This window comes from Paenibacillus senegalimassiliensis (genome assembly GCF_001486585.1).
GTDB classification, from domain to species: Bacteria; Bacillota; Bacilli; order Paenibacillales; family Paenibacillaceae; genus Fontibacillus; species Fontibacillus senegalimassiliensis.
In genome coordinates, this window is record NZ_LN909046.1 from 1578712 (window position 1) to 1594143 (window position 15432).

Annotated in this window: 15 protein-coding genes; 2 read left to right on the forward strand and 13 right to left on the reverse strand. The window is 50.3% G+C overall.

What is annotated here, in order from left to right:
• Nucleotides 1-104 precede the first annotated feature (104 nt).
• Nucleotides 105-1043 carry an NAD(P)/FAD-dependent oxidoreductase gene (locus BN3279_RS21375; protein WP_059053795.1) on the reverse strand — a complete coding sequence of 313 codons (939 nt, stop codon included), beginning with the start codon at nucleotides 1041-1043 and terminating at the stop codon, nucleotides 105-107.
• A gap of 155 nt (nucleotides 1044-1198) precedes the next feature.
• Nucleotides 1199-1528, reverse strand: a complete 330-nt coding sequence (locus BN3279_RS21380) for a hypothetical protein (protein ID WP_059053797.1) — start codon at nucleotides 1526-1528, stop codon at nucleotides 1199-1201.
• A 166-nt stretch (nucleotides 1529-1694) separates the two neighbouring features.
• Between BN3279_RS21380 and BN3279_RS21385 the strand changes: the two genes are divergently transcribed.
• Nucleotides 1695-3059 (forward strand): PepSY-associated TM helix domain-containing protein, encoded by a 1365-nt coding sequence (locus BN3279_RS21385; RefSeq protein WP_059053799.1) that lies wholly within the window; start codon nucleotides 1695-1697, stop codon nucleotides 3057-3059.
• Nucleotides 3060-3159: 100 nt separating this feature from the next.
• Here BN3279_RS21385 and BN3279_RS21390 read toward each other — a convergent pair whose 3' ends face one another.
• The 7 genes from BN3279_RS21390 to BN3279_RS21420 all read right to left on the reverse strand — a co-directional run bounded on the left by BN3279_RS21390 (nucleotide 3160) and on the right by BN3279_RS21420 (nucleotide 9540).
• Nucleotides 3160-3915, reverse strand: coding sequence for a tyrosine-protein phosphatase (locus BN3279_RS21390; protein WP_187377828.1), 756 nt, complete (start codon nucleotides 3913-3915; stop codon nucleotides 3160-3162).
• Between the two features lie 42 nt (nucleotides 3916-3957).
• A complete protein-coding gene (locus BN3279_RS21395; protein ID WP_059053802.1) occupies nucleotides 3958-4779 on the reverse strand; it encodes a carbohydrate ABC transporter permease in 822 nt (273 codons plus the stop codon).
• A gap of 24 nt (nucleotides 4780-4803) precedes the next feature.
• Nucleotides 4804-5796 (reverse strand): carbohydrate ABC transporter permease, encoded by a 993-nt coding sequence (locus BN3279_RS21400; protein ID WP_082673161.1) that lies wholly within the window; start codon nucleotides 5794-5796, stop codon nucleotides 4804-4806.
• Entirely contained in the window at nucleotides 5793-7157 is a 1365-nt protein-coding gene (locus BN3279_RS21405) for an ABC transporter substrate-binding protein (RefSeq protein WP_059053804.1), read from the reverse strand. The genes BN3279_RS21400 and BN3279_RS21405 overlap by 4 nt, the downstream gene beginning before the upstream one ends.
• A 27-nt stretch (nucleotides 7158-7184) precedes the next feature.
• Entirely contained in the window at nucleotides 7185-8000 is an 816-nt protein-coding gene (locus BN3279_RS21410; RefSeq protein ID WP_059053806.1) for a metallophosphoesterase family protein, read from the reverse strand.
• 191 nt (nucleotides 8001-8191) lie between these two features.
• A complete protein-coding gene (locus BN3279_RS21415; protein WP_059053808.1) occupies nucleotides 8192-8839 on the reverse strand; it encodes a GntR family transcriptional regulator in 648 nt (215 codons plus the stop codon).
• An 86-nt stretch (nucleotides 8840-8925) separates the two neighbouring features.
• Entirely contained in the window at nucleotides 8926-9540 is a 615-nt protein-coding gene (locus BN3279_RS21420; protein ID WP_059053810.1) for a TetR/AcrR family transcriptional regulator, read from the reverse strand.
• A 130-nt stretch (nucleotides 9541-9670) separates the two neighbouring features.
• Between BN3279_RS21420 and BN3279_RS21425 the strand changes: the two genes are divergently transcribed.
• Nucleotides 9671-11884, forward strand: a complete 2214-nt coding sequence (locus BN3279_RS21425) for an MMPL family transporter (protein WP_232436903.1) — start codon at nucleotides 9671-9673, stop codon at nucleotides 11882-11884.
• Between the two features lie 104 nt (nucleotides 11885-11988).
• Here BN3279_RS21425 and BN3279_RS21430 read toward each other — a convergent pair whose 3' ends face one another.
• Genes BN3279_RS21430 through opp1B form a run of 4 tightly spaced genes read right to left on the reverse strand, consistent with a single transcriptional unit; the run spans nucleotide 11989 to nucleotide 15424 of the window.
• Entirely contained in the window at nucleotides 11989-12795 is an 807-nt protein-coding gene (locus tag BN3279_RS21430; protein WP_059053813.1) for an ABC transporter ATP-binding protein, read from the reverse strand.
• Nucleotides 12796-12799: 4 nt separating this feature from the next.
• Complete coding sequence (locus BN3279_RS21435) at nucleotides 12800-13612, reverse strand: ABC transporter ATP-binding protein (RefSeq protein ID WP_059053815.1); 813 nt, start codon at nucleotides 13610-13612, stop codon at nucleotides 12800-12802.
• Nucleotides 13590-14495 carry a nickel/cobalt ABC transporter permease gene (gene opp1C / locus BN3279_RS21440; protein WP_059053817.1) on the reverse strand — a complete coding sequence of 302 codons (906 nt, stop codon included), beginning with the start codon at nucleotides 14493-14495 and terminating at the stop codon, nucleotides 13590-13592. The genes BN3279_RS21435 and opp1C overlap by 23 nt, the downstream gene beginning before the upstream one ends.
• Nucleotides 14492-15424 (reverse strand): nickel/cobalt ABC transporter permease, encoded by a 933-nt coding sequence (opp1B, locus tag BN3279_RS21445; protein WP_059053819.1) that lies wholly within the window; start codon nucleotides 15422-15424, stop codon nucleotides 14492-14494. The genes opp1C and opp1B overlap by 4 nt, the downstream gene beginning before the upstream one ends.
• Nucleotides 15425-15432: the final 8 nt, after the last annotated feature.

Here is a 15432-nt window from a genome sequence, read left to right on the forward strand (position 1 = left end):
TACATGATCAGGCTCCGAGACATAATGTAAAACAGGGATACTGCTCTCTTATGGAGCGGCATCCCTGTTTTTTTGTGTTCAAGAATTATGGAGTGATCCATCTGTTATTGGCTTGTCCCCTGGCTTTGCCAAGCCTCCAAGTTCAATTGGGAATTGATACTCGCAGCCGTCAGACTGCCCATCGAAGCCGCAGCAATGGCCTGATGCATTCTGGAGGCGATATCTCCCGCACTGTAAATGCCTGGCACATTCGTAGCCCCGACCATGCCGAGCATGTCCACAGCCACTACGCCCGTGTCTGATATCTCACAGCCTAATTGCTGCGGCAAATCCGACCCAGGTACCAAATCAGGCTTGAAAAAGATACCTCTGCAAGGGATTACGGTTCCGTCCTCAAGCAGCACCTGCTGAACGATTCCGTCCCTGGAATCAATAGCCCGAATCGGAGAGGTGTGAAGCGGAATTTGATGCCTGCCAAGCTCCTCACGCTGCTCATCCGTCAAGCCATCAGGTCCGTGGGTGCAGAAGGTTAGACGGTTGGACCAACCCGAGATGATTGGAGCAAAGTGCATCAGTTCAGGACCGGAGTTAATAATCACAAGCGGTTCGTCTCGAAGCTCCCACCCGTCACAGTAAGGGCAAACGAAGGCGCTCTTGCCATACACCTCGGCCAATCCGGGGATATCCAGTGGCCGATCCTTCATCCCTACAGCAAACAACAGCTTCTTGGCTGCCAAGACCTCTCCCTCGCTTGTTGATGCCTGAAAATGGCCATCTGCTCCGGTAATTCCAGTAACAGCATGCCGTACGAAGGAGACCGAAGGGTACCTACTGATATCTTCCATCGCCAACCGGCGAAGTTCACTTGGCCGAATTCCATCTCTGGTGAGGAATCCATGCGCTTCCTGCGTAACAGCATTACGTGGCTTCCCTTCGTCAATAACTACAACACGCTTGCGAGCTCTCCCCAATACGAGTGCCGCGCTCAAGCCCGCAGGACCCCCGCCGATAATGATAACATCCAAAAGCTCCTTATTTGCCATTACAAAAAACCTCCCTGGACCTGAGATATCCATAATTAAAGTAAAGAGCAACCATTCTACGGTTAATCAGTACCTCAGTTGCAATTGTAGATTCATAATGTCGATAATATACCATCTTGCGTTCAATTGCAAATCGCCAGGTGAGAATACAGCTACTAGGAGCCTTCCGCAATATCATGTCTTATTCCCTTAAGAGCGAGCCATGCAATCAATAGCTGTTGAATTCTCAAGCGGTCCTGAGGATCAATGCTGTGCGACACTTTGCGAGTCAGGTCATATCGCTTGCCCAAATACTTGGTCTCCCCATAAATAAGGGCATCCAGATGGTCCACTCCCGGCATCTCTACGTCAATAGGCAGAACTAGCGAATGCTCCACCAAATAAATGACGGCCGCGCGGCCATGAGACTTCCAATAGAACCCATCCTCGGCCTCGTCCATCCCATCCGCCTGAATTTGATCCATCCTGAGTTGCTCTGTGCTCATCTTTATATCTCCCCTGCCTTCCCCATCCACAAATTATTTTTCGTTAAAATTTAGAAATATCACAATTAAACTAGCCCATTAGAGTCATGTGCTCCCTGTCTAAATAGATTAACATAGTTTCATTCGATCCACGAAGGTGTGGAAATATGTTAACAAGGAGAACCTTATGGGTCATAAAAACACCTTTAACCCGCTGCGTCGGCTTCATTTCTATGCGGCTTGGCTGATTACGCCACTGCTCATTACGCTCAGCTTATCCGGGATTGGCTTTCTGTTCTATACCGATATTGAGAAGAACATGTACGAGCATGAATTTTTCGGAGACAGCGGCATCGCCTCCAGACAAACGATAGATGAGGCGATTCAGCAAATCAGTCAGCAATACCCCGATTATACGATTGCCAAAATCAGCATCATGGAGGACCCGTACAACCATCGGGTAACCATCAGCAACTCCTCAGGAGAGACACAATATATTTTCCTGGACCACCATAATCAGATCGTGGCTAGTCAAAATGCCAAACATACTTATTCCAACCTGATGCGTAACTTCCATAGTTCGCTGCTGACGGAGCAGACCTGGGTTCGCTATCTGGTTGAACTGACTGCCTGCTGGACGGTCTTCCTTATCGTGTCCGGTATCTACATGACCTTCAAGAAAAGATTGCTCACGGCCAAATCTGCCCAGGCTGGTAAGCCCTTGCGATTGCAGAAGATTCACGCCGTACTGGGGTTAGTCATTGCCGTGCCATTAGTCGTAATTATATTGACCGGCATTCCCTGGTCCGTCTTCATGGGCAGTCATATTAGCAAGCTGGGGCAAGAGTATCCGGCCTTGGGCAGAACGGAGCTGCGATATAATCCGCCACAATCGGATGTCAATGAGATTCCGTGGGCTACCCGAAGCCTGGATCAACCAGCGTCCGACCAAGGGGGTCATGCGGACCATCATTCAACGGGCGAGGCCGCTATGAACTTGGCCAATCAGCAAAGCTTGGCGGCCATCATCAAGCTAGCCCAGGCTGAGCAGATCAGTCGTCCCTTCTCTATTGTCTATCCCACGGGTGAGCTTGGCGTATTCACCGTGTCCAAAGGCAGCAACACCGGTGTTACCGGTCTGGATGTAAGTCCTTATGAGGAGACGACCGCTTATTTTGATCAATACTCCGGGGAACTGATCGCGAAGATCGATTTTGCGGATTATGGTATCATCGGCAAATGGTTCACCTGGGGAATTCCGCTGCATGAAGGACATTTATTCGGCATCGCCAATAAAGTGTTGAACCTGCTTGTCTGTCTTGCCTTCCTGGGGGCGATTACGATGGGGTTCATGTCGTGGATGAAAAGGGTAAAACCCGGAGATCTCAATCTCCCGCAGCGACTCAATAAGCCCTGGTCTGTTGGCGCGCTGCTCACCTTATTCATTCTGGGAATGCTTATGCCATTGTTTGGCTTGTCCGTCCTCATCATCTTGTTGATTGAGTTCACGATCTACTATATCACCAAAAGTAAAGCACAAATCGCCAGCTAGTCCACCATGAGATACTCTCCTTGAGGGTTATGCGCCAAAAAAACACGCCCCGGCCGATGACGAATGTTCGTCAATGACCGGGGCGTTAGCGCGTATATTCTCATTCCAGATACATGCTGCGAATCCGCTCACGCACGGAAGCATCGATGTTGAACTCAGCGGCGAAATAATGATCCCAGCTCTCATACCTGCCAAGGACCGCGACCCAGGCTGCAGCCAGATAATCCTCTGACGCATAGAAGGTATCCCGGAACCATTCCTGCTGTGTTGGGGTCATCGTCTCGCAATACCGCTCATACAAGAACTGAGCTTTAGGCCCAAGCATCTCGTTCGTCAGGAGATAATCCTCCAGAATGTCCTCATCGGAGACACCTAGCAGCTTCAACATAAGAGCCGCACCGATGCCTGTTCTGTCCTTGCCTCCCGCGCAGTGATGCAGCAAGGCCTGTCGCTGCGGGTCACCCATGGCTTCCATCAAGAAGCGGTAGGCGGGATTGGCAAAGGGAAGCCTGGCGTACATATTAATCATCGTATCCCGGTCCAGCAGCCTGTCCAGAAGCGTACGGTCGCCAACATCCGTGCCAGTACGCGCCGCAAGGGCAATAGCCTCAATGCGGCGGTAATGAACCCCTTCCATGATTGGGGTGGGATGGCTATGTGCCTCGGCTTCTCCCCGGTAGTCCAATATCGTCCGCAGTTGCAGCTTTCGAATAATTTCTAAATCCTGCCCGGTTAAAGCGGTCAATTGGTCCGAACGAAAGAGCAGACCAGATTTGACCTGATATCCATCCTCCGTCAGACAACCTCCCATATCACGAAAGTTAACCGCTCCCTCCAGCCTTACGATCCTCTTCAAGCTTTTATCATGCATTTGCATATGCTATACCTCGTCTGTATGTTATTTCAAGCCCATCTTGACGAAAGAATCCACAATCTGACGTTGTAGCATCAGATACACCGCCAAGATCGGGACACTCGTAATCACGGCAGCGGCCATTAGCGGGCCCCATGCATTTCCATCGCTAGACATGAACATCTGGAGCCCAATTTGAATGACCGTGTTCTCCAATTTGTTCGTGAGCAAGAGTGGCCAGAAATATTCGTTCCATGAATTGATGAACAATAAAATACCTAGGGAAGCGATGGACGCCTTCATATTGGGGACATACATCCGCCATAAGATCGACCAGCTTGACGCTCCATCCAACAGTGCCGCCTCTGTAATTCCCTTGGGGAATGCCTTGAAGGACTGCGTCATGGAGATGATGGCAAACGCAGATACCAGATTGGGAGCAATCAACCCCTGTAGCGTGTTGCGCCAGCCCCAGGCGGAAATCGTAACGTAATTGGGAATCATCGTTACCTGGAATGGAATAAGCCACGTGAGCGCGAACATCAGGAATAGCACCCGTGAGCCAGGGAAAGTCCATCGGGAAAAGGCATAAGCCGCCAGAATGGCAGTTCCCAGTTGAAAGAAAGTTTGTGCTACCGACATTGCAGTAGAGTTCCCAAGCATATCTAGCATCGGAATCATCCGCCACACGTCGGCATAGTTATCCCAGGTCCAATGCTTTGGCCATAAGGCAGAGGAATACATTTCGGCTTCGGTTCTGAACGAGGATATAATCATCCAGTAGAAAGGGAAGACCGCAAACAAGCTTAATGCCAGCATTACCGCATGTTTGGTAAGGGAGCGCAGGGTTAATTTACGATAGTTCATGATGTCACTCCTTCTCCACCCGCTTTATTCGTCATAAAACGAATAGCGGTTGCTTAATTTGGTCAATAACCCCGCGATCAGACCGAAGACGAGGAAGAACAAGACTGCCGCGGCTGAACCCCAGCCAATGGAGAACGACTTGAAACCGTAGACCCACAGCAAATAATAAATATTCAACGTGGCATTGGAAGGCCCACCTTGAGTCAGGACGTTAATATAAGCAAAGCTCCATTCCGAAGAAAACAGAATGCTGAGCATTAAAATGAAAATCAGGGTCGGCGATAAAAGTGGCAGCGTGATATAACGAATGGTTTGCCAGCGACTAGCTCTATCAATCATCGCCGCTTCGTAATAGTCCTTGTTGATGCCCGTTAGGGCCGAAGAAATAATCAATGTGCTGAATCCAATGATCTTCCAGCCCGTAATAATCAGAATGGTCCAGAGGGCAAACCGTTCATCAGACAGAAACCTCAGGGGTTCCGCCAGATGAAATCCTTGACGCAGTGCCTGATTCACAATCCCATTCAGGGGATGCAGCATCCAGTTCCAAACCACCGAAACAACGACAGGAGCCATCATCATAGGAAAGAAGATCAGCATCCGGTACGTGTTCTTGGCTCTTCTTCCTAACCTCTCCGTTCCTATGGCAATCGTTAGCGGCAGGATCAGGGAAAAGGGCAGGATGCCAAGCATATAAATGAGCGAATTACCAATTGCCGTCCTCATGTCGGGCAGGCCAAGAATACGTTCATAGTTCAGTAAACCGACGAATTTCTGCGGCGTAGTAGGCAGTAAATTCCATTCAAAGAAACTAAGGCGAAACGTCTGCAGCAATGGCCAGTACAGCCAAAACGCAATACATAACACAGCGGGAAGCACATACAAGTAAGGCTGCACCCGAGAGATAACTCGGAACAACAGGCGGGTAGCCTGTTGTCCGGTTGCATCCCTTCTTGAATGCTCGCCCTTCTTCTGATTCCCCTGTTGATGAACAGCTATCGGTGCTTGCGTCTTCATGGCATGAGCTTCTGCGCTTCAGCCTGGGCCGCGTGTAGCGTCTCTGCCACATCTGCGTTAGACAGCACCGATGTCTGTACTGCATTCATCAGAATCGTAGCAATTTGACTAAAGTTAGCACCTGGGAAAGCTTCGGCCGGGGTCAGGCGGTCCAACTGCCGAATGTTGGGCTCAATCAACGGATGCTCGGCTGCCCAATCCTTCAAATATTCCTCTTCGTTCAGAATTTCCGGACGAAGCGGCAAGTAACCAATCTCCGACGTGATGATCGAATAACCTCGTTTGCTAGTCACGAATTTCAGAAATTCCCAAGCTGCCTGCTGTTTCTCCGGGTCCTGAGATAGAATGAACAAGGCGCTTCCGGAGTTCATTGGTGTCGTTGGCTTACCGGCGAAGGCTGGCATTTCAGCGGACCGAAGCTCCCAGCCCGTTCCTTCCGCTCCTTTGAGCAAGGAGCCCTGGATGGCGCTGGTCATAACAAACATCCCAAGCTTGCCTTGAATCATCCCTTCCATCGCTTCATTGTCATTTAATTTGTCGTGCGCCCCGCTGTCCACGAGACCACGCCACATCGAGATGGCCTCAATCGCTTCTGGCGAATCAAATTGCAAGGTCTTTCTGTCTTCCGAGATGATCTTGCCACTGTTACTACCAATCAATGATTGTACAATCCAATCCCCTGTAGTTGGTGTCAAACCTGAGAAGTGAACGCCCTCCGCTCCCGTGACCTTATTGATTTGCAATGCCGCTTCTTTGACTTCATCCCAGGTTACAGGCGGTTGATCCGGACTCAGCCCCGCTTGGCGGAACAAGTCCGCATTGTAGAACAAGACAGGCGTGCTGAACGTAAATGGCAAGCCATACGTATGTCCATCGTATTTGCCAAGCTCCATACCTTTAGGAGAGAAGCCTTCAAAGTTGGCGTTCCATTCTTCCTGGGTAACCAGCGACTCCAGCGGAACTGCACCAAAACCATTCGCAATCAGGTCCATCCAGCCAAAGCCAAGCTGAGCCACGTCGGGAGGTGTTCCGGTCGCAACGTCCGCTTGTACCCTGCCTAATAAATCCGCCACAGGGACAGGTACCCCTTCAATCCGAATATTCGGATGAGCAGCTTCAAATTCATCAATCAGCTTCTGAGCGCCTTGTCCGCCTTTGGAATTACCAAGAATATAGCTGTAGAAGCTGATGACAATCTCTTTGTCCGTCTCACCTGTATTGCCTTGGGACGAATTTGCTGCAGAGCCTTGACCAGCATTAGTGGCAGGGGCATTATTGCTGCCTGAAGTTCCACACGCCGTAAGAATAAGAGCAAGAATAAAGGTAACAAGAACTCCTGAAGTAATTTTCTGTCTAAACAAAGGAATGACCTCCTAGTATGTGGGCTGCTATGCCATGTGTAGTGCTGGATTGTAACGATGAAATTCCCTATCGGTTGCAGGCAATGTAATTAACTCAACCGTGGTAGTGCTTGGTGAGACAGTGACGATATTATAGCTGCAGCTATCATACAAGCGTAACAGCCCCTCATCGATCATTTCTCCGCTAAAGGCTGTACCACTGGAAGCGACGCTAAGCATCCCGGCATAAGTGCCTACGTTGTTTGAATGCACATGACCCGCGAAGATGCCGGTCACATGTCCCTCCTTAAGTACACCCGCCAGTTCCTCGGCGTTGGCAAGCATTTGTCCAGCCGAAGCAATGTTGACGTTCAGCAGTGGGTGATGCAGCGCAATTACGGTTCCCAGCGGCGCAGACTCCTGCAACTCTTCCGCTAGCCAGGCCATCTGCTGCTGATCGATCTCCCCATGGTGGCGACCCTCCACTTGAGAGTTCAAGACAATTAACCGCATTCCCGCAATCGTCAGGGCATAATAATAAGGCTGCGTAGAAGCCTGTTCACCTAGATAACCTTCGCGAAAGGGCTCCCTATGATCATGATTGCCCAGCGCCACATAGATAGGGACACCTAAAGATGATGAGGCTTCGTCAACAAGGCTACGGAAATAGGCGTAATCCTCTTTATCTCCATCATGAGTCAAATCTCCAGTAATTAGCACGAAGGCTGGCTGGCATTGCGACGCCTGCATATGTAAGAATACATTGCGAAGCTTGTCTGCCATATCGGCTTGCTTGAACAAAGGCTTATTCCCGGGGGCATTAAGATGCGTATCTGTGATGTGAATAAATCTGACCGGCTCCATTTTTGACCTCCATTTTTTCAAATTCGCAATCTTGCATACAAGAATCATATATCTTGAATGTAAGATGAATGTTAAACTCAGATTATTTTTCTGTAAACATGCCTTGCTTCATTCATCAACACGCCAAAAAACCCGGAATCACTTGGCTGAATCTGTTCACCAGTGATCCCGGGGGAGTATGCAATATTCGATTACTCTCGTCCAGCTCTAAGCAATTCGTCTTTAAGCTGCCACTTGGAATTGATGATTGGGGCTTTCGCTCCTGCTATATCGCCTGCCGCTAGACGCTCATAAATTTCGGTGTAGGTCTTCTTCCCGGTATAAGGCCGATTCGGATTAGTATGAGAGCGGTGGGCCACAACATAAAACAATATTTTATCCCTGTAGGAATCAAAGGTTTGCAGCATATGGGGATTATGTATCGTTTTCAGCAAAGTTCTCATAAATAGCATGCAGCTCTCATAGTATTCCCGATATTTTCTTTGCTCGCTGGCTTCGATGATTTGTTCCAAGTACTGCTTCATAACTGGCAGATTGATCTCATCATCATGTTGCTCCACGATATCAAGAGTGAACAAATACAATGCCGTCAACACATCGAAAATATCAAACAAATCCTTGATTTCGATGGTATTCACCTGGACACCACGTTTAGTTAAGGTCTTAACAAAGCCTTCTCTCTCCAGCAACCGAATCGCATCACGGATCGGCGTTCGGCTCATGTTCAGTTGCAGAGCCAACTCACTCTCGGACAATAACGTGCCCGGGGAATATTCCGCGTTAAGCAGACTTTGGCGGATTTTCTCGTAGGCCACTTCTACTAATTTCGAACTCGACATGAACGTACTCCTTTAATTTGTTATTGGCCTTGCGACCTGATGCTCTGCTAACCATATAAATCTTTCCCAATTGCCCCTCATCTTGCTCAACGCGGAGCCAATCCTCCCCATAGCAACTGGACGATATCGGAAGCAGCCTGCTCCACCGTGCGCTGATCGTTCATGATTTCCTTCCGGTTGCGGACCGTCAGCATAGCTACGAACAAATGTGACAGTAGTAAAGGATCACAGGGCGTAATCTCCCCCTGCTGTATCGCTTCCTGAAAAGCCTGCTCCAATACGGTATGCAGCGACCCTTCGCCTTCTCTGATCTCGGCAATCTGTTCCTCGGATAAACCAGGCGAGGCCTCACGCATCATCGTCTCAAAGTCGACATGGGTATTTTGCATATGCTTGATAGCCACCTCCAGCAGACGTTCCTGCAACGTACCCGGACCTTGGATGATGGTTGCGGTCTGATCACGCGCAATCTTCAGCACGAATACCAAGCATTTGGTAAATAAAATCGCTTTGTTGCTAAAGTAATAATAGACACTGGCCTTCGTTACGCCGCAGGCCTTGGCCACGGTCTCCAGCGATACCTTCTCAAAGCCCTGCTCCATAAAGAGATAGGAGGCGGTACGCATAATTTGCACCATGGTTTGTGGGGATTCGGTTGCTTTGGGGCGGCCTGGCTTACGTTTGCCCGTTGGTTTGTTCAAGGCCTGATCCTCCTATGTAGACAAAATTTAAAATAAAGCATTGATTAATTAACCTTCCGGTATATATAATTGTTGTATTCACAATTATATTGTATACGATACCTGATCGATGATGAAAGGAAGGATTATGATGTTCAAGCAAATTGGAACTTGGTTTACTGGGCCCAAGGCCCGCTGGGCAACACTTCTCGCCTGGATTGCCATCGCGGTTCTACTAACTATCTTCTTGCCGGCTGTAGGCGACGAAGAACGCAATAATGCGCCCAATCTTCCGGCTGATAGCCCCTCCTTGCAGGCTGCGGCCGTAATTGAGCAGTATTTCCCCGGAGAGTCCGGCTTCCCTGCTCTGGTTGTCTGGCAACGCGCCGAGGGTCTGAATGAACAAGATTATGGTCTCATCGCAAATATTTCACAACAGTTAGAGGAATCGCCTCTTGAAGGCCAAGGAGCTCTGGTCCCTCTTCATCGACTTCCGCCTCCTGCTCTGGCACAAATGGCCTCGGAGGATGGCAGCACGTTCGTGCAACCGATCATCTTCGAGGAAGGAATAGAGACGGGAGTGCTCAAGGAAAGCTTACATGAGCTACAAGAACGGGTCAAGGACACAGCAGACAGCGATCCCTTCTCCGTGACTCCCGGCACTTCCGGTGAGCTAAGCCTCCGCATTAGCGGACCCGCAGGAATCTCTGTGGATGCCACGGATCTGTTCCTAGGTGCCGACTTCGTCCTATTGGTCGCCACCGTACTGCTTGTACTGGTACTCTTACTCTTGATCTATCGTTCTCCTATTCTGGCGATCATTCCACTGGTTGGCGTCGGATTTGCCTATGTAGTAACAAGTCCCATTCTGGGCTGGTTGGCTCGGGAAGGCTGGATTGTAGTCGATTCTCAGGCGATTGCGATTATGACCGTGCTGCTCTTCGGCGCAGGAACCGACTATTGCCTGTTCTTCATCACCCGCTTCCGGCAGGAGTTGTTGCATGATGGCCGACGCACCAGCGCTCTGCGCCGTTCCTTCCAGGGCGCCTCGGGAGCGATTGCCATGAGCGGCTTTACGGTCGTGTTATCGCTGCTGGCACTGCTCGTCGCCAAATACGGCGCCTACGAACGCTTCGCGGTGCCTTTCAGCTTGTCCATTCTGGTGATGATGATCGCCAGTCTGACCCTGGTTCCCGCCTTGCTCTCGATTATCGGCCGGGCCGCCTTCTTCCCGTTCATTCCGCGTACGCCTGAGGAAGAGCAAGCCCGAGCAGCCCAGAAAGGGAAAACCTACAAGCCGAGAAATCCGGAACGCGCGTGGGGCGCACGCATTGGCAAGCTTGTTGTCACCAAACCGTGGACCGTCGTTGTTTCTTGTATCATGGTACTTGGCATACTGGCGACCTTCGCTACCCAAATTTCTTTTACCTATGATTTGTTGTCGTCCTTTCCGAAGGATATGCCATCCCGCCAAGGATTTGAACAAATCGCCAAAGCTTATACACCCGGGGAATTGGCGCCGGTAACGGTAGTCGCCAAGGATGGACCTGATCTTACGGAAGCGTTACTGGCCCATCCAGCGGTAGACCATGTTGGAGAAGCTCAAGTAAGTACTGCTGATCCGGCCTATTCCTCTTATAGCGTCGTGCTTGCCATCAATCCCTATTCTCTGGAGGCTATGGAAGCTATACCAGAGCTACGCGAGGTGGCAGCAGCAGCTCTGGAAGCGGACGGTGTTGCTCAGGCCCACGAGTCCGTGTGGGTATCTGGCCAAACGGCGGAGCAATATGATACGAAAGCGGTAAACGACCGTGACAATAGGGTTATTATTCCCCTGGTCATCGCTCTGATTACCCTCTTATTATTGGTCTACTTGCGCTCCGTGACGGCCACAGCTTACCTGGTTCTGACCGTTCTGTTGTCCTATGCGGCGGCACTTGGACTGGGGTGGATTATTCTGCATTATGGATTTGGTGTAGAGGCCATTCAGGGTTCTATCCCTCTGTACTCCTTTGTCTTCCTGATCGCACTTGGTGAGGATTACAACATCTTTATGATCTCAAGCATTTGGCAGAAAGCCAAAAGAATGCCGCTCAAGCAAGCAATTAAGGAAGGGGTGGCCGAAACGGGCGGTGTCATTACCTCCGCCGGGCTGATTCTGGCAGCAACGTTCGCCGTCCTCGCCACCATGCCCATTCAAGTGCTGGTCCAGTTCGGGTTCATTACTGCCATCGGGGTACTGATGGACACCTTCATCGTCAGACCATTTCTCGTACCGGCCCTGACCTCCTTGCTCGGCAACGCCGCCTTCTGGCCGAGCCGAATCCAGCAGCAGGAGGCTCTCAAGGAAGCGTCTGCGGATTAAGCCGAATTAGACTCTATCCGCCAATCACAAACAGCCTCCACCCTCCCTTGCGAACAAGGGCGGTGGAGGCTGTTTTTTTACATTATATATAGGGAAGCCCGGAGCTAGGAAGTTAGTCCTTCCCGAGTGCGAGTGAACCCCGATTCAAACGGCAGGACCGAACTCACCAACTGATTCACATACTCACTCTTGGCACAGGTATAGTGATTGCAATCCAGTTCCTCCAGTATAACCCCATCCCGCAGGAAGGCCAGCCGATTGCACAGATAGGCAACCGCCTGGAGATCATGGGCAATGAACAGATACGTTAATTGAAAGTCCGCTTGCAGTTCCTTAAGCAGGGTAAGAATCTGTGACTGTACGGAAACATCCAATGAACTGATGGCTTCATCCAAAATGAGATAACGGGGACGCGTAGTCAAGGCTCGTGCAATACAGATCCGTTGCAGTTGTCCGCCGCTTAGTTCATGCGGGTATTTGTCCAAATACTCCATTGGCAATTGCACCCGCTCCATCAACTCAGCAATCAGTGATTCGTTACTGGTCTGCTTCTGTTTCTGCTCACCGCCATGCAGCATGCGAAGCGGCTCCTCTACGATTTGCCGGATGGTCCAGTTCGGGTTCACCGAGGTTCGATAGTCCTGAAACACGACGCTAAACTTCCCTTTGTTCTGCTTGATCCATTTGTGATGGGGCAGGCCGTCGATCCGGATGCTCCCGCCATCATAGGCTTCGAGACCAAGCAGGATACGGGACAACGTACTCTTGCCGCTGCCGCTCTCCCCCACAATCCCCAAGCAATCTCCATCATTGAGGTGGAAGCTGACATCTGTCAGCACGTCCTGACGGCTGCGCCCCCAGAATCCACGGCTGGATTTATAGCTCTTCTGCAAATGCTCAACTTGAATCATGGTCTCAAACTCCCCCTGCTTGCAGTGTCTTCACATAGCTGTCCGATAATTGCAGACGTGTGTTGACCAGATATTGAGTGTAAGGATGCTGTGGCTCATTAAACACGTTCGCCACCGTACCGTCCTCCACGATCTCTCCGTCCTTCATCACAATGACATGATCAGCTAACCGCTGAACTACGCCCAAATCATGGGATATGAGGATCAGCGTTGTGCCTGTAAGCTCCTTCAGGTATTGGAACTGCTTGACGACCTCCAGTTGGTTAATGGAATCCAGCGCAGTTGTTGGCTCATCGGCAATAATCAGGCTGGGCTTCAAGACGAGAGCGATAGCAATCATACAGCGTTGAAGCATCCCGCCCGACAGCTCATGAGGGTAACTCTTATATACGGCGACAGGGTCAGAGAAGTTCATCGTTCTAAGGCTGTCCAGACTCAATCGCTCGGCTTCCTTCTTCGTTACTTTCAGGACCTGGACAAAGGTTTGACGCATCTGGTAGCCCATTTTCTCAATTGGATTAAAGGCTGTCATCGCATCCTGGAGAATCATGCTGATCTTCCGGCCACGAAGGGCCCGGCGCTGCTTCTCATCATCCTGCAAAATATCGCGGTCCTCGAACCAAATCTCACCGTCAGATTGAATCCAGCGCGGATTGACACCCAGGATTTCCCGGACGGTCATGGACTTCCCGCTGCCGCTCTCGCCCACAATACCCAAACAGGTATTAGCCTGCACCGCAAAGGAAGCATCCCGGACGATTGTCTTGCCCGTCTTCTGATCCCTGATGTTCAGCTTATTTACGCTCAATAGTAGCACTATCCATCTTCCTTCCTGTCCCGATTCGGAGCAGCTTGCGTTGTGGCTTGTGGCTGGTCAAATATGAATTGGCATTCATCGCCTGCTGCATGCTGTCTCCCAGGAAATTAAGCGCCACGACGACCAGCAAAATGGTCAAGCCAGCAGGAATCATCTGCCACGGATGGGTAAACAGCACATTCTTGGCTTCGTTCAGCATCATGCCCCATTCAGGTGTGGGCGGCTGTACGCCCAGTCCCAGGAAGGACAATGACGAGATGCTAAGAATGACCCAACCCATCTCCAGGGTTGAGTGAGTCGTCACCTCTCCGGCAATACCGGGTACGATATGCTTTCTCATAATGTATAACGAAGACGCCTGATGAACTTGAGCGAACTTCACATAGTTCTTGGAACGATATTGCTGCACACTGCTGTAGATCATCCGGGTATACCACGCCCATTTGGACAGGATATTCGCAATGACGATATTCAAGATTCCCGGCCCCAGCACGCCAACGATGGCCAGAATCATGACTTCCGAGGGAAAGGACAACATTACATCGCATACGCGCAAGATGACTTCCCGAACTTTCCCGTTGGAATAACCGGCTAGAATGCCGAAGGCGACTCCGGATAGGATCGTGACTACCATAGCCAGAAAGGCATAGAAAAACGTGGTACGAATACCGAACAAAATCCGGGAAAGCAGGCATCTTCCAAGATGGTCCGTTCCTAGCGGATATTCGGCGCTTGGCATCGCCAGCTTCATATCGACCCGAAGCAGTGTGGGATCATGCGGGGCAAGCAGCGGCGCCAGGAGTCCTGCCAGAGAGATAAGGCCCAGAAAGACCAGACACAACATGCCCAGCTTATCCTGCCTAAGACGCTTGAAGTAACTCATTTGGCTTCCCTCCGCAATCTGGGATCGATCATGACAATGCAAATATCTACTAATAAATTGCAGACAATAAATAGAACCGCCATCATCAGAATATAAGCTTGAATAACCGGATAATCCGAATTGAAAATCGCCTTCACGCACAGACGCCCGATCCCCGGCCACGCAAAAATGTTCTCCACAATGACCGTCCCCGCGATCAGACGCGGAATCGACATGCCAAAGGCCGTTAGCGAGGATTGAATGGAATTCGCAAATATCTTCCAGACGACCGTACTTTGCCGAAGCCCTCTCAGCTTGGCATAGAGAATAAAATTCTCGCTTGCATTCTGAATCATATTATTGCGAATCAGCCTGACATACGTAGACAAGAAGGTCAGGGATAAGGTCAAGGCTGGCAGAATGATAGAAGCAGGTCCATTCATGCCACTGGTCGGCAGCCAGCCCAGGTAGACCGAGAAGTACCACATTAGCAGCAAGCCAATCCAGAAGCTTGGCATCGCCGCCAGCACAAAGATAAATCCTCGCAGGAAGCGATCCTGCCACCGATTTTCAAAGATACTGCAGATAATGCCTATGGAAATGCTAAATATAACGATCAGAAGCAGCGTAACCCCGGCTAATTGAAGGGTAGGGGGAATGGCTTGCTGCAACTCCTCCAGGACAGGCTTCTTGTTCACATAGCTGTTGCCAAAGTCCCCTTGCAGGCTATTCAGTATCCAGTTCTTATAGCGAATGAGAAAGGGATCATCCAAGCCCAGCTCTTCCCTCATCTGCTGCACAACTTCTTCAGTTGGCGTAATCTGATTGACGCGCAGGGCAATCTCCGCCGGATCGCTGGTCCGCAAGTTGATTAGCACGAAGGCCATAAAGGTAACCAGGATCAGCAGCGGGAACGTGCCCAATATCCGTTTGGTCAAATACTGTTTCATGATAGAAT

Coding starts and splice junctions, on each gene's coding strand:
- BN3279_RS21380 (WP_059053797.1), bottom strand. CDS start 1,528: ATGAGCACAGAGCAACTCAGGATGGATCAAATTCAGGCGGATGGGATG.
- BN3279_RS21425 (WP_232436903.1), top strand. CDS start 9,671: ATGTTCAAGCAAATTGGAACTTGGTTTACTGGGCCCAAGGCCCGCTGG.
- opp1C (WP_059053817.1), bottom strand. CDS start 14,495: ATGAGTTACTTCAAGCGTCTTAGGCAGGATAAGCTGGGCATGTTGTGT.
- BN3279_RS21415 (WP_059053808.1), bottom strand. CDS start 8,839: ATGTCGAGTTCGAAATTAGTAGAAGTGGCCTACGAGAAAATCCGCCAA.
- opp1B (WP_059053819.1), bottom strand. CDS start 15,424: ATGAAACAGTATTTGACCAAACGGATATTGGGCACGTTCCCGCTGCTG.
- BN3279_RS21410 (WP_059053806.1), bottom strand. CDS start 8,000: ATGGAGCCGGTCAGATTTATTCACATCACAGATACGCATCTTAATGCC.
- BN3279_RS21375 (WP_059053795.1), bottom strand. CDS start 1,043: ATGGCAAATAAGGAGCTTTTGGATGTTATCATTATCGGCGGGGGTCCT.
- BN3279_RS21385 (WP_059053799.1), top strand. CDS start 1,695: ATGGGTCATAAAAACACCTTTAACCCGCTGCGTCGGCTTCATTTCTAT.
- BN3279_RS21430 (WP_059053813.1), bottom strand. CDS start 12,795: ATGATTCAAGTTGAGCATTTGCAGAAGAGCTATAAATCCAGCCGTGGA.
- BN3279_RS21400 (WP_082673161.1), bottom strand. CDS start 5,796: ATGAAGACGCAAGCACCGATAGCTGTTCATCAACAGGGGAATCAGAAG.
- BN3279_RS21395 (WP_059053802.1), bottom strand. CDS start 4,779: ATGAACTATCGTAAATTAACCCTGCGCTCCCTTACCAAACATGCGGTA.